The sequence below is a fragment of the Streptomyces sp. CBMA291 genome, from assembly GCF_014596525.1.
In the GTDB taxonomy this organism is placed as follows: Bacteria; Actinomycetota; Actinomycetes; order Streptomycetales; family Streptomycetaceae; genus Streptomyces.
Genome location: NZ_MSJP01000100.1, coordinates 1 through 23,623, shown reverse-complemented (window position 1 = coordinate 23,623; position 23,623 = coordinate 1). Strand labels below are relative to the sequence as shown.

Genomic DNA, 23,623 nt, shown 5'->3' with positions numbered 1-23,623 from the left:
AGCGGAAGCGACGACGCGCTCTGCCGAGAGGAAGAGAACCGGCCGCCTTTCCGGCCACGTCTTCCCCGAACTCCCCACCCACACCCACCCCGAGGCCGTAGCCTCCTGGCTGGGCCCCAGGCCCGGCCCACCACCACCGAACCTGACGAAGGGGCCCCCGGCCCCTGGGCAGCGAGAAACGCCCGGCCGTACAGTGCCGGTGCGCAGGCGTCCGAACGCGGAGGGGACCACGATGAACGACGCGATGCTGAAGACCCTGACCAAGGCCAGAATCCACCTCACCACGGCGTTGCTCCGCAGGGACCGGGGGCAGACGGCGGTGGAGTATCTGGGGATCATCGTGGTGGTGGTGGCGATTGTGGTGGCGATTACGGGGACGGATATCGGCAACTCGATCAAGAACGCGATCAGTCAGAAGATCGCGGATCTGACGGGAAAGTAGTCGCCCTCCGCCGGAAAAGAGATGAAGGGCAAGCCTTCCCGGCCTACATCGCCGTAATCGGAGGGCTTCTCTTCCTCGCCCTGGCGTACTTCGCTTTCGGCCAGGCGGCCGTGACGAGGAGCGGTGCCCAGACTGCGGCCGACGCCGCGGCACTCGCCGCAGCGCAGGACGCGCGCGATCAGCTCCGTGACCGCTGGCTCGACGTCCTCTCCGACCCCGGACAGTGGGAGGCGTTGTTCGAAGGCAAGGGGTTCGTCGAGGCGGAGGCCTGTGAGCGGGCCGCAGCCTTCGCGGCCAGGAATGGAGCCGATCTCTTGGGTGATGGCTGTACACGCCTGAACTCCGAAGACGTCGGTTTCAAAGTGACGGTCCGTTCGGTGGACGCGGTCGGACGCTCGGTCATCCCGATAACCGAGTCACAGCACGCGGTGGCCACGGCCGAGGCGGTGATCGTGCCACGCTGCACGTTCGACGCCCCCCTGGAACCTTCAGAGGATCCCGGTCCGACACCCGGTGAGGGTGAGGAAACACCCGAGGAGCCCGAGGAGCCGGAAGAATCGGAACCGATCGTCGGCCTCGTGTGCGGTGACGTCTCCTGGGTGATCGACCCGGAGGATCCGGTACTTCCCGACGCGGCCGACCTCTTCAGAGTTCGACTGATCGACTGACCTGTGACGAGAAAGGGATGCACACCTCATGACCGTGCGCTACGCAAGGAAGACGCACAGAGGGATGGTCGCTGTCGCGATCACGTCCGTGGCACTCCTCGTCGCCGGATGCGGTGCCGAGGAGAAACCGCAGACAGGGAAGGCCGCTTCGACGACCACTGCTCCCCAGCAGGGCACGCAGGCGCCTCAGGAGGCACAGACCGCCGAGGAGCCGACGGAGACGCTGGCCGTTCTGAAGGGGAAGGACGGGATCGAGCTGGCTCTCAGCTCGGCCGAGCGGGACACGGGAGGGTTCCTGACCATCAAGGGGAAACTGAAGAACACCTCGTCACGTTCCCTCGCCCTTCCCGGGCAGACCCGAGGTGACGAGACCGAGGTCATGAAGCACGGGAACTCCCTGGGCGGAGCCACTCTCATCGACGCCGTGGGGAAGAAGCGCTACTACGTCCTGCGCGACACGGATGGACGCCCGCTCACCACCACGGGTCTCGACATCCTCCCCGCCGGAGCGGCCGCCGACGTCTTCCTCCAATTCCCCGCCCCACCCCCCACCACCACAACCGTCTCCTTCCAGCTCCCCACCTTCGAACCCGCCACCCTCAAGCTCTCCTGAGGGGACGCCATGACGACGATCCGCATGACGACGACCCGCATCGCGGCGCCTCGCCGCCTCGCCGCTCTTCTGTTCGTCTCCGTGGTGCTGGGAGGCCTCGCCGCCGCCCCCGCCGCGCGTGCCGAGGATCCTCCCGGTTCCGCCGGGACCGCCTCCCCGCCGCCCGCCATCGACGCCGGCGCCCCGGGGCTGATGCTTCCGGACGGTGCCACGCTCGCCCCCGCCAAGGTCCTCGACATCAAGCAGATCGTCGAGGACCAGGGCGGTGAGGAGCGTCGGCAGGACACCAACGTGGACGTGACCTTCGCACTTCAGGCCGAGGTCCTTTTCCCGAAGGACAGCGCCAAGCTCGGTCCCGCCGCGCATTCCCGTATCGCCGGTGTCGCCGCCGAGATCAGCGAGCTGGGTTCCGGGCGGGTCCGGGTCTTCGGATTCACCGACGACCTCGGTTCGTACGAACACGGTCTGAAGCTTTCCAAGGAGCGCGCCCTCGCCGTCCAGCAGGTGCTGTCGCGGATTCTGCCCGCGGGGACGACCTTCGACATCCGGGGGTACAGCGAGGACTTCCCGATCGCCGACAACGGCACGGAGGAGGGCCGGCGCAAGAACCGGCGCGTCGAGATCTCCTTCCCCCGCACCTCCGCCCCGTAGGGCCGTTCCCGTCCGGCCCCCGTCCGTGGAAGCTCCCCGGACGGGGGCCGCACCCGTTTCGTACGCACGTCCGAGTGCCCCCGGACGGGGGACCCCTAGCACCGTTTATGGAAAACCAGGCGAAAGGTGTCGTCAGGAAAGCGCAAAAGCGACGGGACATCCCCCTCGGCCGGGAGCATTCTGGAGGAATGACGACGACGCCGGGTGAACACCCGGGTGTACAGCTGGTCAACGACCTCGTCACCCGGATTCCCGAATTCCGGAACGTGTACGAGGATCACGTCTTCTGTCAGGGCGGCGTGCAGCCGCATGTGTTCTTCTGGGAGGTGGTCCAGGACACCGTCCGTTCCTTCCTCGGCGAGGAGCGCGGATCGGCCGACTGGCGCCGAACGCTCGCCTTCCTGGAGGAGCAGTGCGCCCGGGGCGTCCTGGACGTCGACGAGGTCATCGTCACCTCCTTCCTGGGCGACCTGCCCTCCCCGCAGGAGCCGGGCCACGCCATCGTGCACCAGCTCGGTCCCGTACTCTCCGCGAAGTTCGTCCGGATAAGGCCGCTCGGCTGAGCCACCCGAGGGCCCCGGGATAATCGGGCGCATGCCCGAGCCCCGTCCCACCCGCCTCACGCACCTCACCCGCCCCACCCATCCCGTCCTTCTCGCCGTCGGCGGCTACGCGGCCACCCGTCTCCTCGGTATCGCGGTCCTCGCCCTCCTCGGCGCCCTCACGGGCAAGGACGGGATGCACCGGCTCAACGGGCGCTGGGACGCCGTCTGGTACCGGCGCATCGCCGAGCACGGCTACGGGTACGAGGTCACCCTGCCGAACGGCGACCTCCACTCCGACCTGGCCTTCTTCCCGCTCTTCCCGGCCCTTGAGCGCGCCCTTTCCACCGTCCTCCCCGTCGACGCGGCCACTGCCGGGCTCCTGGTCTCCTGGACCGCCGGGCTCGCCGCCGCCTGGGGCCTCTTCCGGTGCGGCGCCCACGCTTTCGGGCCGCGCACCGGAATCCTGCTCGCGGTGCTCTGGGGCGTGTACCCGACCGCGTTCGTCCAGTCGATGGCGTACACGGAGACCCTGTTCACCGCCCTCGCCGCCTGGTCGCTGTACGCCGTCCTGCGCGGGCGCTGGCTCCTCGCCGGTCTCCTCTGCGCCGCCGCCGGGCTCACCCGGCCGACCGCCGTCGCGCTGATCGCCGCCCTCGGCGTCACCGCCCTGGTCACCCTGGTACGGGACCGGCGGCTGCCCGCCCGTACGGTCGCCGGAGTCCTCCTCGCCCCGCTCGGCTGGCTCGCCTACATCGTGTACGTGGGGGTACGGGAGTCCTCGCCGACCGCCTACTTCGAGGTGCAGGCGGGCTGGGGCAACTCCATCGACGGCGGCGTCGCCCTCGCCCGGTTCATCGCCGGACTGCCCTGGCCCGCCGCCCTCGGGCTCTGCGCGGCGCTCGGGCTGCTCGGCTGGCTGGTCGTGCTCTGCGTCCGGCAGCGGCAGCCGCTGCCGCTGCTCGTCTACACGGTCGGCGTCGTCCTGGTCTCGCTCGTCGGCGCCGCCTACTTCGGCTCCCGGCCACGCCTGATGATGCCCGCCTTCGGACTGCTCCTGCCGCCCGCCGCGGCCCTCGCCCGGCTCCGGACCCGCACGACCGTCCCGGTCCTCGCCGTCCTCGCCCTCGCCTCCGCCGTCTACGGAGCCCTCACCCTGCTCGGCTCGGGCCCACCGTAGAAACCCTCGCCGTAAAAACCTTCGCCGTGGAAACCCTCGCCCTGGAACTCCGCGCCCAGGAACCCGCCCTCGGCCCCCCCCGGAAACCCCCGCCGTGGAGAGACCCACCGGCGAGAACCGGCCGAATCCCGTCCCCGCCCCGTCCCCGCCCCGCCCGCGCCGGAGGGCTACCCCGTCCCCTCCCCTTCCACCCGCACCCGCACCCGTACCCCCGGCTCAAGACCCCAGCGCGCCAGCGCGCCCGCCTCCGCCTCCAGCACGTGGCGGGCGCGCGGGCGGACCATGCCGAGCCGCCCCGGACGCATCGTCACCACCGAGCGCACCCGGAACGAGCCGTCCAGATACGCCACGTCGATCGCGAACCGCATGCCGAAGGTGTGCACGCTGTTCGTCCGGACGATCAGCAGCGCCCCCGCGATCCCGTCCCGCCCCAGCAGCCCCCGCCGCCGCGCGCGGTACGAGGCCGCCACCTCCAGCGGCACCCCGTCCCCGCCGGGCAGCGTCAACTCCCCGGCCCCGTCCTTCCATTTGCCCATGCGCCAGACCGTAACGGCCCTTCCCCCCTAGGGTCAGCCCCGTGCACCCCACCCTGATCGTCCTCGCCGCCGTCTGGGGCGCCGCCGCCGGACTGCTCGTGCCCCGGGCCGCGTACCGGCTCTCCGTGGCCGCCGGCGAACCGTGGCGGGACCACTGCCCCGCCGGACACCCGCTCACCGGCCCCGGACGCGGCTGGCTCGGCGCACCCGGACGCGGCGGCTGCGCCACCACCACCGCCCCGCTCACCGCCCCGCTGCTCACCGCGCTGAGCTGCGCCGCGCTCGCCGCCGCCACCGGCGGTGCCCGCCCCGAGCTGGCCGTCTGGCTGCTGGGAGCGCCCTTCGCGGTCCTGCTCGGCACGGTCGACGCCCGCGTACGGCGCCTGCCGGACGTCCTCACCCTGCCGCTCGCCGCCGCCGTCCCGCTGCTCCTGGGCGCCGCCGCCCTCCTCCCGGGCACCGCCGGTTCCTGGCCCCACGCCCTGCTCGGCGCGCTCGCCCTGGGGGGCGCCTATCTGGTGCTCTGCCTGATCAACCCGGCCGGGCTCGGCCTCGGCGACGCGAAGCTGGCGCTGCCGCTCGGCGCGGCCCTCGGCTGGTACGGCTGGGGAGTCCTGTTCGTCGGGGCGTTCGCCGGGTTCCTGCTCGGCGCGGGATACGGGCTCGGGCTCGTCGTCCTGCGCAGGGCCGGGCGCTCGGCCACGATCCCGTTCGGCCCGTTCATGCTCGGCGGCGGGCTGCTCGGGCTGCTCCTCGGCGCGTTCACCGCCCTTCCCTGAGGGAGCGCCTCCGGCCCCGGGGCACCGCCTCCGAGGGATCCCGGCGCGAGACCCGTGCGCCGCCCGTCCTCGCGGGCAGCGTCTCCGCCCCGGGCCTGACCTGGGGTGAAGCGATGCGCGGCGACGTCGGCGGGGCCCCGCGTCAACGCCGGGCCCCGCCCGTCCGGTCCCTCTTGGGAGGGACGCCGCCACGCCGCCACGCCGGGGCGTAAACCCGCCACAACCCCGTGCGGCCCTTGTCCCGACTGGGATCGGGCGAATTCGGGACGCCCCGTTCGCCGTACCTGGCGCGCATCACGACTATCGAAGGGTTATGGTGGAAACCCCCCCTCGGGCCGGTCCGTATCCCCCCCCACGGACCGGCCCGTTTTTCTTGCCGCGGCCCGTCGGGCCGCGGCGGAGGCGTCAGCCCCGGCCGACCCAGATGTTCGCGCCCGCCGTGTCCACGGCGAACGAGTCGATCTCCGCCAGCTCCCCGGCGGTCAGCGGCGGACCCGTGAGGGCGGCCACGTTCTCCTCCAGCTGGGCCACGCTCGACGCGCCGATGAGCGCCGAGGTCATCCGCTCGTCGCGCAGCACCCAGCAGAGCGCCAGCTGCGCCAGGGACTGCCCGCGCCGCCCGGCGATCTCCGCCAGCCCGCGCAGCCGCCGCAGCACCTCGTCGGAGAGCAGCCCCGGGTCGAGGGACTTGCCCTGGGTGGCCCGGGAGCCCTCGGGGATGCCCTTCAGGTACTTGTCGGTGAGCAGCCCCTGCGCGAGCGGCACGAAGGAGATGCAGCCCATGCCGGCCGCCTCCAGGGTGTCGAGCAGCCCGTCGTCCTCGGTCCAGCGGTTGATCATGGAGTACGAGGGCTGGTGGATCAGGGCGGGCACGCCCATCTCACGGAGCAGTCCGGCCGCCTCGGCGGTCTGCTCGCTGTTGTACGAGGAGACGCCGACGTACAGCGCCTTGCCCTGCCGGACGGCGGAGGCCAGGGCCCCCATCGTCTCTTCGAGAGGGGTGTGCGGGTCGAAGCGGTGCGAGTAGAAGATGTCGACGTAGTCGAGGCCCATCCGCTTCAGGGAGGCGTCGAGCGAGGACAGCAGGTACTTGCGGGAGCCCCACTCGCCGTACGGGCCGGGGTGCATCTCGTACCCCGCCTTCGTCGAGACGATCAGCTCGTCGCGGTAGGGCGCGAAGTCCTGGGCGAAGAGCTTGCCGAAGTTCAGCTCGGCGGAGCCGGGCGGCGGTCCGTAGTTGTTCGCCAGGTCGAAGTGGGTGACGCCGAGGTCGAAGGCGCGGCGGAGGATCGCGCGCTGGGTGTCGAGCGCCCGGTCGTCCCCGAAGTTGTGCCAGAGGCCGAGGGAGATCGCGGGCAGCTTCAGGCCGCTGCGGCCGGAACGTCGGTACTCCATGGAGTCGTAGCGCTCCGCTGCGGCGCGGTACAGAAGGGAATCAGTCACGTATCTCTGCTTATCACGGACTTGTGACGGTCCCGGGCTGGGTGGCCGTCGCCCGTGCGCAGTAGTGTGGCCGCCTGCGGACCGCCGAGGTGGGGCGGAACCCGCCGCTGCACGGAGGGGTAAAGAACAGTGAACCTGCGCGACCTGGTGTACGGGCTCTACGCACGCCGGGTGGAGAACCGCCTCGATCATGCCCAGGTGCCCAAGCACATCGGAGTCATCCTCGACGGGAACCGGCGCTGGGCCAAGGCGTCCGGCGGGACCCCCGAGCAGGGACACAAGGCGGGCGCGGACAAGATCCGGGAGCTGCTCGGCTGGTGTGCCGAGACCGACGTCGAGGTCGTCACGCTCTGGATGCTGTCCACGGACAACCTGAACCGTCCCGAGGAGCAGCTGGTGCCGCTGCTCGGGATCATCGAGAACGCGGTACGGGCGCTCGCCGCCGACGGCCGCTGGCGGGTCCACCACGTCGGCACGATGGATCTGCTGCCCGCCCGGACGCAGACCGTCCTGAAGGAGGCCGAGCAGGCCACCCACGACAACACGGGGATACTCGTCAACGTGGCGGTCGGGTACGGCGGCCGGCAGGAGATCGCGGACGCGGTCCGCTCGCTGCTGCACGAGCACGCGGACCGGGGCACGAGCATCGAGGAACTCGCCGAGACGATCGACATCGATCACATCTCCGAGCACCTCTACACGCGCGGCCAGCCCGACCCGGATCTGGTGATCCGTACCAGCGGCGAGCAGCGCCTGTCCGGTTTCATGCTGTGGCAGAGCGCCCATTCCGAGTACTACTTCTGTGAAGTGCACTGGCCGGCCTTCCGCAAGGTCGACTTCCTGCGGGCCCTGCGCGACTACGCGGCCCGGCACCGGCGCTACGGAACCTGAGCCACGGAACCCGAGTCACGGAACCCGGGCCACGGAACCTCGGCCCCACGCCTCCCTTTGACGTCACCGAATCGGACGGAACCGGTCGGAACCGATCACCAGTTGTTCACGCACACGTCGTCGTGCACCCCGGCATGGCGGACACTGTTCGAGGGCATATTCACGGTGAAGTGAGCGGCACGGAGACCGCCACCCGGGAGGCCCCTTGCACCAGGACGACCGTGCGGGACACGCACGGGAGCAGCGGAGGGCCGAGGTCCGGCCCGCGCATGGCGGCCCGCACCCGGTCCCATTCCGCAGCGACGACGGTTCCGTCGCACCCTGACCTCACAGGGGTCTTCCGAGGGGGTCTGTCCTTCCGTGGTGACCAGCACGAAGCGCCGCCTTTCCGACCGGCGCACCTATGTTCTCGACACCAGCGTCCTGCTGGCCGACCCCAACGCGGTCTCCCGCTTCGAGGAGCACGAGGTCGTGCTCCCGATCGTCGTGGTGACGGAGCTGGAGGCCAAGCGGCACCATCCGGAGCTGGGTTACTTCGCCCGGCAGGCCCTGCGCCTCCTGGACGACTTCCGGGTCCGGTACGGGCGCCTGGACGCCCCGCTCCCCATCGGGGACCTCGGCGGGACCCTGCGGGTCGAACTCAACCACTCCGACCCCGGTGTGCTGCCCGTGGGCTACCGGCTGGGGGACAACGACTCGCGGATCCTCGCGGTCGCGCGGAACCTCCAGGCGGAGGGGTACGACGTCACGGTCGTCTCCAAGGACCTGCCGCTGCGCATCAAGGCCTCGTCCGTCGGGCTGCTCGCCGAGGAGTACCGGGCCGAACTGGCCATCACGGACGCCAACGGCTGGACCGGGATGACGGAGCTGGCGCTCGCCGCCGACCAGGTGGACCTGCTGTACGACCAGGACACGCTGTACGTGCCGGAGGCGGCCGAGCTGCCCGTCCACACGGGTCTGGTGCTCCAGTCGGAGCGCGGCAAGGCGCTGGGCCGGGTCACCCCGGACGGGAACGTACGGCTCGTCAGGGGCGACCGCGAGGCCTTCGGGCTCCGGGGGCGCAGCGCCGAGCAGCGGATCGCGCTCGATCTGCTGCTCGACCCGGACGTCGGCATCATCTCGATGGGCGGCCGGGCCGGCACGGGCAAGTCGGCGCTCGCGCTCTGCGCGGGCCTGGAGGCGGTCCTGGAGCGGCGTCAGCACCAGAAGGTGATGGTGTTCCGTCCGCTGTACGCGGTCGGCGGCCAGGAGCTGGGCTATCTGCCGGGCAGCGAGGCCGAGAAGATGAGCCCCTGGGCGCAGGCGGTCTTCGACACGCTGTCCTCGGTCGCGGGCCGTGAGGTCATCGAGGAGGTGCTCGGCCGGGGGATGCTGGAGGTCCTGCCGCTGACGCACATCCGGGGCCGTTCGCTGCACGACGCGTTCGTCATCGTCGACGAGGCCCAGTCCCTTGAGCGCAACGTCCTGCTGACCGTCCTCTCCCGCATCGGGGCGAACTCGCGGGTCGTGCTGACCCACGACGTGGCCCAGCGGGACAACCTCCGGGTCGGCCGGTACGACGGAGTCGTCGCCGTGGTCGAGAAGCTGAAGGGGCATCCGCTCTTCGCCCATGTCACGCTCACCCGCTCGGAGCGGTCCCCGATCGCGGCCCTGGTGACGGAGATGCTGGAGGACGTGCAGATCTGATCGGATGCCCGTCAGACAGGGAGACAAAGAGATGAGAGGACGAACTGTGATTCGGCATCAACCGGTCTGATCTGGTCCAACCCGGTCTGTTCCGCTCGAATCCCGTCGAAGTCCTCTCCTCACGGTCCGATTCGTACCTCTTCATATAGGTACGGAAGTTGACGCCGTCCGGCAAAGCCAAGGAGCCTAGCCGGACGGCGTCGCGCTGTCCGCAGGATCGCCCAAAACATCAGCCGCCATTGAGGTGTGAGCTTTCACACGCGGCAGAGAATTGCCTTGCGGTATCAGCGTCCGGCAGAGTCTTGCTTCCGTCAGGCCCCGCATACGGCACACGTGCACCCTCAAGGGTGCCAGAGCGTCAACACAACTCCACAGCCGTCGTCGTATGCCGCCCACAGCACCACGGGCCCGTGTCTTCTGTGACCCCGCACGTCGGAGACCAGCGCCAGGGGCACGATTTCGCCCGTGTGGTCACCTGTGCGGGCGATGCTGGAAGGAAACCGTGTGAGCCGGATCTCGGTCCGGGGATTCGCGGTGGCTTCGGCCACTGCGGTCACCACCGTCGGCGCCGTCGTGGGCGTTGCGTCGGGTAACGCCGCTCAGCCCTCGGACGACAACTTCGAGGCCACCGCGGCCGACACCACGCTGCTCGCGGACATCCCCGCGGGCGAGCAGGCCCAGGTACAGGTCTCGTCCCTCGCGGAGCAGGCCGATGTCCAGGCCGCCGCCGCGGACACCGCAGCGAAGAAGTCCGCGGAGGAGTCGGCCCGGCTGCGCGCGGCCAAGGACGCCGAGGCCAAGAAGGAGGCCGCCGACAAGGCGGCCGAGGCCGAGAAGGCCGCCAAGGAGAAGGCCGAGAAGGAGCGCAAGGAGAAGGAAGCGCAGGAGCGCGCCAGCCGCGACTCCGTCCGCGACGCCTCCACCTTCGCCGCCCAGGGCTCGTACTCCGTCGCCGACGTCAAGGCGATCGCCCGTCAGATGATCCCGGCCTCGCAGTTCCAGTGCTTCAGCAACATCGTGAACCACGAGTCCACCTGGAACTACCGGGCGGTCAACGCGTCCTCCGGCGCCTACGGCCTGGTCCAGGCACTCCCGGGCAGCAAGATGTCCTCGGCGGGCGCCGACTGGCAGACCAACCCCGCCACCCAGATCAAGTGGGGCCTCAACTACATGAACTCCAGGTACGGCAGCCCCTGCGGCGCCTGGTCGTTCTGGGAGGCCAACCGCTGGTACTGATCCGGCGCGCTCAACCCCTCGAAGCCCCTCACCGTCCTATGGTGAGGGGTTTCCTGCGTGTAGGTTCGACAGATCGCGGCCCGCGGGGGGAGCCGTCGGAACGAAGGCGGCGGGGGGAAGAGGAAAGAGATGCCGAGAGTGCCAGGGTGGCTGGGACGGCTGGGCGCACGCCTGAGCCGGATGAGTGAACGTCTCGACGAGCGCAAGGCCGAGGCCGGCCGGGACGACCCGCACCCTCCCCCCGGCGCCCCTCCCGGGGACACCCCGGGGAAGACCGGCGCCGGTCCCGTGGGGGAAGCCCCGGAGACGGCCCCCGGGCCCGCCCGCCCCACGATCGACCCGGACACCGCCGGGCCCCTGACGGACACCGCCTCGCCATCCCCGGAAACGGCGACGGCCGGACCCGCGCGCTCCGTGCCCGCGCCGCCCGCCTACGCCCCGGCGGTCGCCGCCCGGCCCGAGCCCGTCGACGCGATCCCCTGGGGCATGCGGGTGGCCGCCGAGGCCAGCTGGCGGCTGCTCGTCTTCGCCGGGACCGTCTGGGTCCTCATGAAGGTGATCAGCTCCGTCCAGCTGGTCGTCCTCGCCTTCGTCGCCGCGCTCCTCGTCACCGCCCTGCTCCAGCCCACCGTCGCCCTGCTGCGCCGCAAGGGGCTGCCGCGCGGGCTCGCCACCGCCGTCACCGCCGTCTCCGGCTTCGTCGTGATGGGCCTGGTCGGCTGGTTCGTGGTCTGGCAGGTCCTGGACAACGTCGACAGCCTCTCCGACCGCGTCAAGGACGGCATCGAGGAGCTGAAGCACTGGCTGCTCGACAGCCCGTTCCACGTCACCGAGCAGCAGATCAACGACATCGCCAAGACCCTCAGCGACACCATCGGGGCCAACGCCGAGCAGATCACCTCCGCCGGACTCCAGGGCGTGACCGTCATCGTCGAGGCGATGACCGGGATACTGCTCGCCATGTTCTCGACGCTCTTCCTGCTGTACGACGGGAAGAAGGTCTGGGAGTGGACGCTCAAACTGGTGCCCGCCCAGGCACGGCCGGGCGTGGCCGGAGCGGGCCCGCGCGCCTGGCGCACCCTCACCGCCTACGTACGGGGCACGGTCATCGTCGCCCTCATCGACGCCGTCTTCATCGGGCTCGGGCTCTGGTTCCTCGACGTGCCGATGGCGGTGCCGCTGGCCGTCTTCATCTTCCTCTTCGCCTTCATCCCGCTGGTCGGCGCCGTGTTCTCCGGCGCACTCGCCTGTGTCGTCGCCCTCGTCACCAACGGGCCGTTCACCGCCCTCATGGTGCTCGTCGTCGTCCTCGCCGTACAGCAGCTGGAAGGCCATGTCCTCCAGCCGTTCATCCTCGGGCGCGCGGTGCGGGTGCATCCGCTGGCCGTCGTCCTCGCGGTCGCCGCGGGCGGGCTGACCGCGGGCATCGGCGGCGCCGTCGTCGCCGTGCCGCTGGTCGCCGTCGCCAACACCGTGGTCGGCTATCTGCGCGCCTACAGCGCGGAGCAGGCGCTCCGCACCGCACCCGAACCGCATGGGGCGACCGCGTACGAAGTGGCGCCGACGCCCGCCCCCGGCACCCGCGCCACCCAGGGGGAGAAGCAGTGATATCGGAGCCGGAGTTCGACGGAGGCACGGGGTTCGACACCGTCGAGGTCCTGACGGAGGAACGGCCCCCGCGCCCGCCCCGCGCCGGACGCCCCTGGGCGTGGGCGCTCGGCGGCGCGGTACTGGCCTCGACGGTGTGGGGCGGCGGGGTCTACGCGTACGCACAGCGCGAGGAACCGGGACCGGACCTCGGCGGGTACGCCACGGACGTGACGCTCTGCGACGCGATGAAGCTGAAGGCGCTCGGGGGGATCCTCGGCGAGCGGCGGGAGAGCGGTGCCGGTGCCGAGCTGGCGGAGCCGAGCCTCTACCAGACCTACTGCTCGACCTCCTTCGGCCCGGTGGAGGCGGGATTCGACGTCGGTGTCACCTACACCGTGCACAAGGTGTCGGACCCGGAGCCCGAGTTCGAGGCCCGAGCGAAGGGCCTCGACCTGATCGTGTCGATCGGCGGCCTCGGGGAGCGGGCCTTCTTCGGCGGGCGTTCGGGGGACGGCGGGGAGCTGAGGGTCCTCGACGGGCAGATCGAGATCGAGATGAGCCTCAGCCGGCTCTATCGGAGCGATGGCCAGGGACGCATCGTCGAGGACAAGAACCCGGTCGACCTCTCCGGCATCGAGGTCCCGATGACCCAGGACCTCCTCGCGCTCATGGAGGAGCTCAAGAAGTGACGGCGCGGGCCACCCCGTGACGGCACGGGCCACGCGTACGCCGGAAGGGTGACCGTACGCCGGAAGGGTGACCGTACGCCGGAAGGGCGGCCGTACGCGGGAAGAGCCGCCGTACGACGGGAGAGCCCGGGTACGTGGAAGGGCCCCGGGGCGTGCTGCCCCGGGGCCCTTCCACGTACGGTTTCGAACCGCTCGGCCTGTTCGGCCCGCTCGGCCTATTCGGCGGCGAGCACCGCTTCCGCGTCGAGGGTGACGCCGACCGCCTGGATCACCGCGGCGATCTTCACGGCCTCCTGGATGGTGGTGCGCTCGACACCGGCCTGGCGCAGGACCTGCTCGTGCGAGTCGAGGCACTGGCCGCAGCCGTTGATCGCGGAGACGGCCAGCGACCACAGCTCGAAGTCGACCTTGTCGACGCCCGGGTTGCCGATGACGTTCATCCGCAGACCGGCGCGCAGCGTCCCGTACTCGGGGTCCGACAGCAGGTGCCGGGTCCGGTAGAAGACGTTGTTCATCGCCATGATCGCGGCGGCGGACTTGGCGGCCTGGTACGCCTCGGGCTTCAGGTTGGCCTGGGCCTCGGGCTCCAGCTCGCGCAGGACCTTCGGCGAGCGCGAGGCGATCGCGCAGGCCAGGACGGTGCCCCAGAGCTGCTGCTGCGGAAGCTCGCTGTTGCCGATGACCGAACCGAGGTTCAGCTTCAGGTCCTTGGCGAAGTCCGGGATCGCGGACTTGAGTTCGTCGAGAGCCATGTCAGCTCACTCGCCCGAGAGGAGAGCGACGGCGTCGAGGGTGCCCTCGCCCTTGTTCCAGTTGCACGGGCACAGCTCGTCGGTCTGAAGGGCGTCCAGCACCCGCAGGACCTCCTTGGGGTTACGGCCGACGGAACCGGCGGTCACCATGGTGAACTGGATCTCGTTGTTCGGGTCCACGATGAAGACGGCACGCTGGGCGAAGCCGTCCTCGCCCTCGACGCCGCAGTCGCGCATCAGCTCGTGCTTCGAGTCGGCGAGCATCGGGAAGGGCAGGTCGCGCAGGTCGGGGTGGTCCTTGCGCCAGGCGTGGTGCACGAACTCCGAGTCGCCGGAGACGCCGAGGATCTGGGCGTCACGGTCGGCGAACTCGTCGTTCAGCTTGCCGAAGGCGGCGATCTCGGTGGGGCAGACGAAGGTGAAGTCCTTCGGCCAGAAGAACACCACGCGCCACTTGCCCTCGTAGGCCTTGTGGTCGATCTGCTCGAACTCCTTGCCGCTCTCCAGCGACACGCAGGCGGTCAGGTCGTACGCGGGGAACTTGTCACCGACAGTGAGCACGCGGCACTCCTTGCAAGCAGGAAGGATCCCTTTTGGGGTCTTCCGTGAGGGTTGGACGGATCACAGCATGGCACGGAGGGCATTGATCAGTGAAATAGCTAGAGTGGTTCGTGTTGATCGAAGGTGGTTATCAGTGGCATCCCCGTACGGCCCCCCGCACACCCCGGCCCGAGGCAAGCAGCCGAGCCTCTCCCAGCTGCGAGCCTTCGCCGCCGTCGCCGAGCATCTGCACTTCCGCGACGCGGCGGCGGCCATCGGCATGAGCCAGCCCGCGCTCTCCGGCGCGGTCTCTGCCCTTGAGGACGTGCTCGGCGTCCAGCTCCTGGAGCGTACGACCCGCAAGGTGCTGCTCTCGCCCGCGGGGGAGCGGCTCGCGGTCCGCGCCCGAGCGGTCCTCGACGCGGTCTCCGAGCTGATGGAGGAGGCCGAAGCCGCGCAGGCGCCCTTCACCGGGGTGCTGCGGCTCGGGGTGATCCCCACCGTCGCCCCCTATCTGCTCCCCACCGTGCTGCGCCTGGTCCACCGGCGCTACCCGGACCTCGACCTCCAGGTCCACGAGGAGCAGACGGCCTCGCTTCTGGAGGGCCTGGCCGGGGGCAGGCTCGACCTGCTGCTGCTCGCCGTACCCCTCGGGGTGCCCGGCGTCACCGAACTCCCGCTCTTCGACGAGGACTTCGTCCTGGTCACCCCGGAAGGGCACCCGCTGGCCGGGCGGGACGACATTCCCCGCGAAGCCCTCAGGGAACTGCGGCTGCTGCTCCTCGACGAAGGACACTGCCTGCGCGACCAGGCCCTCGACATCTGCCGGGAGGCCGGGCGCGGCGAGGGCGCCGAGGTCACCACCACGGCGGCGGGCCTCTCCACCCTGGTCCAGCTGGTGGCCGGCGGCCTCGGCGTGACCCTGCTCCCGAGCACCGCCGTCACGGTCGAGACCGCCCGCAACACCGCCCTGTGGACCGGCCTCTTCGCCGAACCGGCCCCCGCCCGACGGGTCGCCCTCGCGATGCGCACCGGAGCCGCCCGGCACGCCGAGTTCGCCGAACTGGCGGAGGCCCTGCGCGAGGCGATGCGGGGCCTTCCGGTACGGGTGACGGACGGGGGCTAGAGCCGCGCGGGGGCCTCTCCGTCGGGGCCCGCGCGGCACCCCTCGGCCGGGCCCCGCGTACGGAGGTGTCACCCCCTCCGCCGGGGCCCGCGCACGGCGTCACCCCCCCCCACGGGCCCCGACCCCCCGCCCCCTACTCCGTACGCAGCCCGTCCGTGCGCATCAGGCGCCACAGGACCGGCATGCTCAGCAGGGTCACGGTCGCGATCAGGGCGAGGCCGATGGCGGTGACGGGCAGGAAGACCCACCAGTCCTCGACCGGCTGGCCGCCCGTCTTCAGGAGGAGGACCCCGAGGCCCAGACCGCCCGCCACGGCGAGCAGCAGGCCCAGGGCGATCGGTATCGCCGTCTGCCACAGCACCGACCAGCTCAGGGTGGAGCGCCGGGTGCCGAAGGCGACCAGTGTGGAGAGCAGCCGCTTGCGGTCCCTGAGCTGTTCCAGGGTCGTCACCAGGAGCGAGGCGGCGACCAGGAGCATCGTCAGGGTGGAGCCGACGAGGATTCCGGTGCGGACGCTGGAGAACGCCGCGTCGCGCTCGATGTCCTTCAGGGTCCGCACCCAGGACGTGGGGTCGATGGCCGCCGCCGTGTTCCGTACGCGGTCGGCGGCGTCCGGCACGGACGGGTCGAGCCGGACCATGGTCCGCGCGTCCGGCGCGTCGAGCAGGGTCGTGTCGATCGCCGAGGGGGTGGCGAGGACGCCGAACTGGTACATGCCCGTCGGGTCAGGGCGGGAGTCCACGACCCGCGTGCCGGGCGGGATGCGCCAGGTCGGCGAAGGGGAGCCCGCCGGGGGCCGGGGCGCGTCCGGGTGCGGATGCGGGTCGCGCAGGGCGACCGTCGTGCCGGGACGGGCCGCCCGGGTGACGAGGGAGTCGTCCGGATTGCCCTGGGCGCCGTGCGCGAGGAAGACGAAGACGTCACCGTCCGTGCAGGTGGGGAGCGTGGCGAACTCCCGGAGGGAGGCGCAGTCGCCGACCCTGACCGAGGTCATCGGGGCGAACTCCTCGCCCGTCTTCAGAGGCCCTGGCCGCCATATGTACGACTCCACGACCCCCGCCGCGCTGGCGACGCCCTCGGTCCGCCGGATGCGGTCGATCATCGCCTTGGCCTCGTCGCCGGTCCCGGCGTCGATGCCGATCGCGAGCTGGGCGCGGGCGGTGTCCGCGCCGCTGAGCCGGGTGAAGTCCTGCTCCATCGACTGGAAGAGCATCTGGAGCGCGATCGCCCCGGTGGCCGCGACGACGATCCCGCTGACCGCGCGGGCGGCGGTGCCGCTGCTCAGCTGGAGCCTGCGGACCGCGAGCTGCCAGGCCACCGGGCCGGAGCCCAGCCGCTTCACGGCGGCTTCGACGGCCCAGGGCAGGAGCGCGGTGAGGCCGATCAGGGAGAGCGTCGTGCCGGTCGCCACGCTCAGGATGTCGAGGCTGGTCTCGGTCACCTGGACATCGCCCATGAGCGGCAGGAGGAAGGCCAGGCCCGCCGCGAGGAGCAGCAGTCGCCACCAGAGGCGACGGCGGCGCGGGGTGGAGGTCCGTACGACACCGAGCGGTTCGATGGTCACCCCGCGCAGCGCGAAGACGGTGACCACGACCGAGGCGACCGGGACGACGGCGAGGACGAGCACCGCGAGCGGGGCCATCGGCGCGACGTCGGAGGGGAAGGCGTTGACGTCCCAGATGGTGAAGACCCCGGCGAACTGCCTGGCCAGGGCGAAGAGTCCGAGGCCCAGGAGGAGCCCGAGGAGCGCGCCCGCCAGGGACTCGCCCGCCGCGATCCGCCGGGTCATGGCGGTGTCCGCGCCGATCAGCCGGAGCGCCGCGAGACGCCGGTCGCGCTGCTCGCCGCCGAAGCGGACGGCGGTCGCGATGAAGACGAGGACGGGCAGGAGCAGGACGACGCAGGCGACGACGACGAGGAGGATCAGGAACGCGTTCATCGGTTCCTCGGGCACCGACCAGCCGTAGCGGGTGCCGCGCCCGTCGAGGTTGTCGGAGTCGAGGAAGCCCGCGTGGGCGACGTAGCGGAGTTCGGCGGGACCGATGAGCCCGTCCCGGCCGATCGATCCGACGATCTCGTAGGGGAGCCGTTCCTTGAGCAGGGCGCCCTCGGGGGAGTCGAGCAGCTCCCGGAGCGCGGGGGAGACCACCATCTCGCCCTCGCCGGGGAACACGGAGGCGCCCGGCGGGAGCGGGGGCGCGTCGCCCTCGGGGCGCAGCAGGAGCCCGCTGACCGACTGGTCCCGGTAGACGGTGGGGCGGTCGAGGTGGAGGAAGGAGTCCGCGCGGGGCGAGGTGACCTGTTCGCTGCCGTCGACGGCGCGGACCGACTCGCGCACCTCCCGCTGGAAGAGCATGTTCGGGAAGGAGGCGGCGAGCAGCAGCAGGGCCACGCCGAAGCCGACGCCGGTCGCGGTCAGCAGGGTCCTGAGGAGCCCGGAGCGGCCGCCGGTGACCGCGAACCGGGCGCCGAGCGTCAGCTCGCGGGCCCAGGTGCGGGCGCTCACTCGGCCCACTCCGCGTCCCGTACCGAGCCGTCGCGTACGACGACCTCGCGGTCGGAGTAGGCGGCGACGCGGGCCTCGTGGGTGACGAGGACGACGGCGGCTCCGGTGTCCCGCGAGGCTTCGGTGAGCAGGCGCATGACCCGTTCGCCGTTGAGGGAGTCGAGGGCGCCGGTGGGCTCGTCGGCGAAGATCACCCGGGGTGCGGTGACGAGCGCGCGGGCCACGGCGACGCGCTGGCCCTGGCCGCCGGATATCTCGCCGGGGCGCTTGCCCGCCGTGGCCTCGACTTCGAGGCGGGTCAGCCACTCGGCGGCCTTGGCCTCGGCGGCCTTGCGCCGCTCCCCGTTGAGACGGAGCGGCAGGGCGACGTTCTCCACGCAGGTCAGCTCGGGGACGAGCTGGCCGAACTGGAAGACGAAGCCGAAGTCGGTACGGCGCAGGGTGCTGAGTCCGGTGTCGGAGAGGCCGGTCAGCTCGCGTCCCGCGTAGGTGAGGGTGCCCGCGTCGGGGCGCACGATTCCGGCCAGGCAGTGCAGCAGGGTCGACTTGCCGGAGCCGGAGGGGCCCATGACGGCGACGACCTCGCCGGCCCGCAGGCCGAAGGAGGCGCCCTTGAGCGCGGGGGTGGAGCCGTAGGCCTTGGTGAGGCCGGTGGCGTGGAGCAGGGGCGCGGTGGTCATCGGCGGACCTCCGCGGCGAGCTGGTCGAGGCGGGCGGCGGTCAGTTCGAGCCAGCGCAGGTCCGCTTCCAGATGGAACAGGGCGTGGTCGCAGACGAGCTGGTCGGCGAGGTCGCCGTCCCGCTTGCGGCGGGTCAGTTCGCGCATCAGGCGCAGGTGCTCGGCGCGCTGGGTGTCGAGCAGCTCGGCGGCGCCCCGGCCGGTGAGCAGGGCCAGGACGACCTTGGTGTAGAGGGTGGAGTGGAGGTACGGCTCGGGCTTCTCGGGGGTGGCGAGCCACTGGTCGACGTCGGTGATGCCCGCGTCGGTGATGGCGTACCGCTTCCGTTCCGGGCCGCCGCCCGCTTCGACGCCGTCGACGACGACGAGGCCGTTCTTCAGGAGCCGCGACATGGTCGAGTAGACCTGGCCGTAGTGGAGCGGCCTGTCGTGGCCGAACCTGTCGTCGAAGAGGCGCTTGAGGTCGTAACCGTGGCGCGGGCCGGACTCCAGGAGCCCGAGAAGGGTGTGACCGATGGACATGGGCGTCACTGTACACGGGGTGTATACGCCAGGTGTATAGCTCCATGGGGAGGGGGGCGCCCGCTGTACGGAACTGCCTTCGGGGCAAGTGGAACCGCTCCCTCAGGCAACCATCCGGGGAGCCCGAACGTCGGTTCCTCTGGGTGTGGGTGCTCATTCTCACGTCCGGAAATGACGTGATCGGTTGTCCTTTGTCTGCATCGTCAGTGTTAGCTGATGAGCTGACTACTCAGCCGCCCACAGGGCGGGACGGGGACCGGGGTGCCGGTACACACGACGAGCGGAGCGACAGGACACATGGGCCGACCGGACAAGGGCAAGGCGAAGAAGCGCCGCGGACTGCGCCGCCTCTTCACCTGGAAGAAGCTTTTGGGCACCTTCATCGTGTGCTGCCTGCTCGTCATGGGCGCCTTCTACGTCGTCTACCTGATGGTCCCGGTGCCGACGGCCAACGCCGAGGCGACCATGCAGAGCAACATCTACACCTACTCCAACGGCAGGATCCTCGCCCGCACCGGCAAGATAAACCGCGAGATAGTCGACCTGGAGAAGATCCCCGAGCCGGTCCAGAAGGCCTTCGTCGCCGCGGAGAACAAGACCTTCTACAAGGACAACGGCGTCGACATCAAGGGCACCACCCGCGCCGCCTGGTCCACCATCACCGGCAAGGGCAAGCAGGGCGGCTCGACCATCACCCAGCAGTACGTCAAGAACTACTACCTGAGCCAGGACCAGACGGCGACCCGCAAGCTCAAGGAAATGGTCATCGCCCTCAAGGTCGACCAGAAGATGAAGAAGGGCGAGATCCTCGCCGGGTACATGAACACCAGCTACTACGGGCGCAGCGCCTACGGCATCCAGGCCGCCGCCCGCGCGTACTACGGTGTCGACGCCCCCAGGCTCACCACCGCCCAGGGCGCCTACCTCGCCTCGCTGCTCCAGGCCCCCAACCAGTACGACTGGACCTCCGCGAGCGCCACCGGCCGCAAGCTCGTCGAGCAGCGCTGGAACTACGTCCTGGACAACATGGTCGGCGAGGGCTGGCTCTCCGCGGGCGAGCGCGCCGGGATGAAGTTCCCCGTCCCGCAGAAGCCCCGCCCCGCCCCCGGCATGGAGGGCCAGACCGGCTACATCGTCGAGGCGGCCAACCAGGAGCTGATGCGCCAGGGCCTCAGCGAGGAGGACATCAAGGCCGGCGGCTGGCGGATCACCCTCAACATCGACGAGAAGAAGCAGAAGGACCTCGTCAAGGCCGTCGACGAGGAGCTGGAGGCCAAGCTCGACCGCGAGGGCGACAAGAAGGCCGCCACCGTCCAGGCGGGCGCCACCTCCGTCGACCCCAAGACCGGTTCGATCGTCGCGATGTACGGCGGCGTCGGCGCCACCGAGCACTGGATGTCCAACGCCACCCGCCGCGACTACCAGCCCGCCTCGACCTTCAAGCCGGTCGTCCTCGCCTCCGCGCTCGACAACCGCTCCCACACCCAGGACGGCCGGCGGATCGGCCTCGGCACGATCTACGACGGCACCAGCGAGCGCCCGGTCGTCGGCAGCGAGATCCCCTTCGACCCGGAGAACGAGGACGGCCGCAACTACGGCCCGGTCAGCGTGCAGCGGGCCACCAACAGCTCGATCAACTCGGTCTTCGCCCAGATGATCGTCGACGTCGGTCCGGTCAAGACCAAGAAGACCGCCCTCGCCCTCGGCATGAAGGACGGCGAGGACTTCACCCAGACCCCCGCCATGTCCCTCGGCACCATGGGCGCCTCCACCCTCGACATGGCCGGCGTCTACGCCACCCTCGACAACCACGGCGTGAAGGTCACCCCGACCCTGGTGAAGTCCGCCACCCACAAGGACCGCACGGTCGAGCCCGCCAAGGCCATCGGCGACCAGGTCGTCAGCCGCCGGGCTGCCGACAGCGTCACCAAGGCCATGACCGGCGTCGTGCAGAACGGTTCGGGCACCCGCGCCGCCGGAAACTACGCCGCCGCGGGCAAGACCGGCACCTCCGAGAACAACCGTTCCGCCTGGTTCGTCGGCTACACCCCCGAACTCGTCACCGCCGTCGGACTCTTCGGCGAGGACCCCAAGGGCAAGCAGGTCACTCTCACCAACACCATCAACCCGGGCCGCGCCAACGGTGGCCGTACGCCCGCCGAGATCTGGGGCGCCTACACCAAGGCGGCCCTGGACGGCGGCTCCGACGCCACCTTCGATCTGGAGACCGACGGTTCGGTCCCGGCCGATTCCGCCCCGGCCGACCAGGGCACGGCCGAGCCCGACCCGACCCGGACCACCGAGGCGCCCACCCAGGAGCCCACCACCACGGCCACCACGCCCCCGGCTCCGACGACGACCCCGCCGACGACTCCGCCGACGACGCCCCCCACCACCACGCCGCCCCGGACGACCGATCCGGTCACCACGCCCCCGCCGACCACGACGCCGCCCGTGACGGAGGCGCCCGTGACCCCGCCGACGGCCGAGCAGCCGGACAGCGGATCCGTCCAGACGTTCGGACGGCCCTACAGCGCCGACGGGCTGACGGCTCTTCCCTGATCCTGACAACGCGACGGAGGGCCGGTCCACCCGAATGGGGGACCGGCCCTCCGTCGTGAAAACAGGGCCGAAGCGGGAACGGGACGGGGCCGAAGCAGGATGACGGGGCCGGGCCGAAGCGGGGTACGGGGCCGGGCCCGGCCGGGGCGGGCGGTGAAACCGGGCCCGCACCCGGGCCCGAAGCCCCGCCCCCGGCCCCGCCCCTAAGGCGTCGCCCCGAGCCCCGCCCCTTGCGGCGTCGCCAGTTCGAACCAGACCACCTTGCCGCCCGAGAGGCGGGTCGCGCCCCAGCGGCGGGCCAGCCGGTTGACCAGGAACAGGCCGCGCCCGCCCTCGTCGGTCTCCCGCGCCCGCCGCTGCCGGGGCAGCTGCGGCGAGTCGTCGCCGACCTCGCAGCGCAGCACGTCCGTCCGCAGCAGCCGCAGGGTCACCGGCCGCTCCGCGTACCGCACCGCGTTGGTGACGACCTCGCTGATCAGCAGCTCGACCGAGTCGGTCAGCTCCTCAAGGCCCCAGCGGCTGAGCGCCCGCCGGGCGAGCCGACGGGCCCGGCCGGGCGCCGCGTCCTCCGGCTCCAGGAACCAGTACGCCACATCGCTCGGCGCGATCCCGTCGAAACGGGCCGCGAGCAGCGCGATGTCGTCGTCCCGGTCACCCGGACCCAGCATGTCCAGGACGTCGTCGCAGAGCGCTTCGAGCGGCGGCGAGTGGTCGGGACCGGTCAGCTGCGCGGTCGCCGCGAGGCGCTCCCGCAACTGCTCGATGCCCGTCCACACGTCCCGCAGCCGGGACTCGACCAGGCCGTCCGTGTAGAGGAGCAGCGTCGCACCGGCCGGAGCGTCCAGCTCGACCGCCTCGAAGTCCACCCCGCCGACCCCGATCGGGGCACCGGGAGGCACCCGGAGCACCTCGGCACGACCACCCAGATGGAGCAGTATCGGCGGCGGGTGGCCCGCGTTGGCGACCGTGATCCGGTGCGAGACCGGGTCGTAGACCGCGTACATGCAGGTGGCCATCCGGTTCTCGCCCAGCCGCTGCGCCTGCTCGTCCAGGTGGTGCAGCACCTCCTGCGGAGGCAGGTCGAGCCCGGCCAGGGTCTGCGCGGTGGTGCGCAGCTGGCCCATGATCGCCGCCGAGGTCATGGAGTGGCCCATGACATCACCGACGACCAGCGCGACCCTGCTGCCGGGCAGCGGGATGGCGTCGTACCAGTCGCCGCCCACCCGCGCCGTCTCGGCCGCCGGGAGGTAGCGCGAGGCGAGCTTGACGCCGGTCGGCTGCGGCAGCGAGTCCGGCAGCATCGTGCGCTGGAGCTCGTCCGCGATGTACGCCTCCCGCCCGTAGAGCACGGCCTTGTCGATGCCGAGCGCGGTGTGCGTGGCCAGCTGGGCCGCGACCAGCAGGTCGTTCGGCTCGAAACCGGCCCGCTCGGGGCGGCGCATGAAGACGGCGGCGCCGATCACCCGGCGCCGGCCGCGCAGCGGCGCGAGGATCGCCCGCAGTCCGCCGGGCAGCGGATGCTCGGGGCTCAGCAGCTCCGTCAGGGCCGCCTGGGCGGCGGCGGAGTCGCCGAACACCGGCCGCACCCCGCGCAGCACCTCGGCCAGCGCCCCACCGGACCGCACCTCGCAGAGTTCGGCCGCGGGGGTCGGATCCGGATCGGGTACGAGCACCAGCTCCTCGCCCTCCAGATCGCTCAAGCGCAACCGGTCGGTCCGGCGCAGCCGCAACAGGAACGGGGCGACCGGCCGCTCGTCGCCCACGGGCAGCGGGTCGCGGAGGTAGACGAAGATCTCGTCGGAGAAGGTGGGCACGGTCGCCCGGCACAGGCCGAGGACGATCTCGTCCAGGTCGATGCCGCGTGCGATGCGCCGGGTCGCCGCCCCGACGAACCGCAGCCGCTCGCCCTCGCGCCGTGTGGGTGCCGCCCCCGCGGGTGGCTGGGGCGCGACGGCGACGGCCACCGCGCCGCCGGTCCCGGGCCCGCCGG

21 protein-coding genes and 1 pseudogene are annotated in these 23,623 nt (G+C 71.3%); 14 read left to right on the top strand and 8 right to left on the bottom strand.

Annotated elements, in window-relative coordinates:
* The first annotated feature begins 232 nt into the window (after positions 1 to 232).
* The 6 genes and pseudogenes from BU197_RS24235 (at position 233) to BU197_RS24210 (ending at position 4,096) form a co-directional block, all read left to right on the top strand.
* Positions 233 to 442, top strand: a complete 210-nt coding sequence (locus BU197_RS24235; protein ID WP_223182717.1) for a Flp family type IVb pilin — start codon at positions 233 to 235, stop codon at positions 440 to 442.
* 38 nt (positions 443 to 480) lie between these two features.
* Positions 481 to 1,110, top strand: a pseudogene (locus tag BU197_RS24230) (pilus assembly protein TadG-related protein); the annotation flags it as partial.
* A gap of 64 nt (positions 1,111 to 1,174) precedes the next feature.
* A complete protein-coding gene (locus tag BU197_RS24225) occupies positions 1,175 to 1,723 on the top strand; it encodes a hypothetical protein (protein WP_223182716.1) in 549 nt (182 codons plus the stop codon).
* 9 nt (positions 1,724 to 1,732) lie between these two features.
* Positions 1,733 to 2,374 carry an OmpA family protein gene (locus tag BU197_RS24220; protein WP_411158530.1) on the top strand — a complete coding sequence of 214 codons (642 nt, stop codon included), beginning with the start codon at positions 1,733 to 1,735 and terminating at the stop codon, positions 2,372 to 2,374.
* Between the two features lie 188 nt (positions 2,375 to 2,562).
* Positions 2,563 to 2,937, top strand: a complete 375-nt coding sequence (locus BU197_RS24215; protein ID WP_223182715.1) for a hypothetical protein — start codon at positions 2,563 to 2,565, stop codon at positions 2,935 to 2,937.
* Between the two features lie 31 nt (positions 2,938 to 2,968).
* The gene (locus tag BU197_RS24210; protein WP_188270426.1) at positions 2,969 to 4,096 is read left to right on the top strand and encodes a glycosyltransferase family 39 protein; all 1,128 of its coding nucleotides are present in this window, start codon (positions 2,969 to 2,971) and stop codon (positions 4,094 to 4,096) included.
* Between the two features lie 167 nt (positions 4,097 to 4,263).
* Here the strand turns inward: BU197_RS24210 and BU197_RS24205 are convergent, their stop codons facing one another.
* Positions 4,264 to 4,632: a DUF192 domain-containing protein gene (locus BU197_RS24205; RefSeq protein ID WP_188270425.1), complete on the bottom strand. Its 369-nt coding sequence runs from the start codon at positions 4,630 to 4,632 to the stop codon at positions 4,264 to 4,266.
* A 41-nt stretch (positions 4,633 to 4,673) separates the two neighbouring features.
* Here BU197_RS24205 and BU197_RS24200 point away from each other — a divergent pair, with 41 nt between their 5' ends.
* Positions 4,674 to 5,411, top strand: coding sequence for a prepilin peptidase (locus BU197_RS24200; protein ID WP_188270424.1), 738 nt, complete (start codon positions 4,674 to 4,676; stop codon positions 5,409 to 5,411).
* Between the two features lie 405 nt (positions 5,412 to 5,816).
* Here BU197_RS24200 and mgrA read toward each other — a convergent pair whose 3' ends face one another.
* Positions 5,817 to 6,854 carry an L-glyceraldehyde 3-phosphate reductase gene (mgrA, locus tag BU197_RS24195; RefSeq protein ID WP_188270423.1) on the bottom strand — a complete coding sequence of 346 codons (1,038 nt, stop codon included), beginning with the start codon at positions 6,852 to 6,854 and terminating at the stop codon, positions 5,817 to 5,819.
* A gap of 129 nt (positions 6,855 to 6,983) precedes the next feature.
* Here mgrA and BU197_RS24190 point away from each other — a divergent pair, with 129 nt between their 5' ends.
* From BU197_RS24190 to BU197_RS24170, 5 genes are all read left to right on the top strand, one after another.
* Entirely contained in the window at positions 6,984 to 7,745 is a 762-nt protein-coding gene (locus BU197_RS24190; RefSeq protein ID WP_188270422.1) for an isoprenyl transferase, read from the top strand.
* Positions 7,746 to 8,105: 360 nt separating this feature from the next.
* The gene (locus tag BU197_RS24185) at positions 8,106 to 9,431 is read left to right on the top strand and encodes a PhoH family protein (RefSeq protein WP_188270421.1); all 1,326 of its coding nucleotides are present in this window, start codon (positions 8,106 to 8,108) and stop codon (positions 9,429 to 9,431) included.
* Between the two features lie 504 nt (positions 9,432 to 9,935).
* Positions 9,936 to 10,667 carry a transglycosylase SLT domain-containing protein gene (locus BU197_RS24180; RefSeq protein ID WP_411158529.1) on the top strand — a complete coding sequence of 244 codons (732 nt, stop codon included), beginning with the start codon at positions 9,936 to 9,938 and terminating at the stop codon, positions 10,665 to 10,667.
* Between the two features lie 129 nt (positions 10,668 to 10,796).
* The gene (locus tag BU197_RS24175) at positions 10,797 to 12,275 is read left to right on the top strand and encodes an AI-2E family transporter (RefSeq protein ID WP_188270420.1); all 1,479 of its coding nucleotides are present in this window, start codon (positions 10,797 to 10,799) and stop codon (positions 12,273 to 12,275) included.
* Entirely contained in the window at positions 12,272 to 12,946 is a 675-nt protein-coding gene (locus BU197_RS24170; protein WP_188270419.1) for a hypothetical protein, read from the top strand. The genes BU197_RS24175 and BU197_RS24170 overlap by 4 nt, the downstream gene beginning before the upstream one ends.
* Positions 12,947 to 13,161: 215 nt before the next feature.
* On the opposite strand, the gene BU197_RS24165 is transcribed toward BU197_RS24170, so the two are convergent.
* The gene (locus tag BU197_RS24165) at positions 13,162 to 13,698 is read right to left on the bottom strand and encodes an alkyl hydroperoxide reductase (RefSeq protein ID WP_188270418.1); all 537 of its coding nucleotides are present in this window, start codon (positions 13,696 to 13,698) and stop codon (positions 13,162 to 13,164) included.
* Positions 13,699 to 13,704: 6 nt separating this feature from the next.
* Positions 13,705 to 14,259: a peroxiredoxin gene (locus BU197_RS24160; RefSeq protein ID WP_188270417.1), complete on the bottom strand. Its 555-nt coding sequence runs from the start codon at positions 14,257 to 14,259 to the stop codon at positions 13,705 to 13,707.
* Between the two features lie 133 nt (positions 14,260 to 14,392).
* Here BU197_RS24160 and BU197_RS24155 point away from each other — a divergent pair, with 133 nt between their 5' ends.
* Complete coding sequence (locus BU197_RS24155) at positions 14,393 to 15,364, top strand: LysR substrate-binding domain-containing protein (RefSeq protein WP_188270416.1); 972 nt, start codon at positions 14,393 to 14,395, stop codon at positions 15,362 to 15,364.
* Positions 15,365 to 15,497: 133 nt separating this feature from the next.
* On the opposite strand, the gene BU197_RS24150 is transcribed toward BU197_RS24155, so the two are convergent.
* From BU197_RS24150 to BU197_RS24140, 3 genes are read right to left on the bottom strand one after another with little or no spacing between them, the layout of a single operon-like run.
* Complete coding sequence (locus BU197_RS24150; RefSeq protein WP_188270415.1) at positions 15,498 to 17,870, bottom strand: FtsX-like permease family protein; 2,373 nt, start codon at positions 17,868 to 17,870, stop codon at positions 15,498 to 15,500.
* Complete coding sequence (locus tag BU197_RS24145; protein WP_188270414.1) at positions 17,867 to 18,550, bottom strand: ABC transporter ATP-binding protein; 684 nt, start codon at positions 18,548 to 18,550, stop codon at positions 17,867 to 17,869. Before BU197_RS24145 ends, BU197_RS24150 begins: the two co-directional genes overlap by 4 nt.
* On the bottom strand, positions 18,547 to 19,071 hold the full coding sequence (locus BU197_RS24140) for a PadR family transcriptional regulator (protein ID WP_188270413.1): 525 nt from the start codon (positions 19,069 to 19,071) through the stop codon (positions 18,547 to 18,549). The genes BU197_RS24145 and BU197_RS24140 overlap by 4 nt, the downstream gene beginning before the upstream one ends.
* Positions 19,072 to 19,368: 297 nt before the next feature.
* Here BU197_RS24140 and BU197_RS24135 point away from each other — a divergent pair, with 297 nt between their 5' ends.
* The gene (locus tag BU197_RS24135) at positions 19,369 to 21,633 is read left to right on the top strand and encodes a transglycosylase domain-containing protein (RefSeq protein WP_188270412.1); all 2,265 of its coding nucleotides are present in this window, start codon (positions 19,369 to 19,371) and stop codon (positions 21,631 to 21,633) included.
* Positions 21,634 to 21,836: 203 nt separating this feature from the next.
* Here the strand turns inward: BU197_RS24135 and BU197_RS24130 are convergent.
* Positions 21,837 to 23,623: SpoIIE family protein phosphatase (locus BU197_RS24130; protein ID WP_223184121.1), on the bottom strand; the 1,787-nt coding region annotated here is incomplete at its 5' end.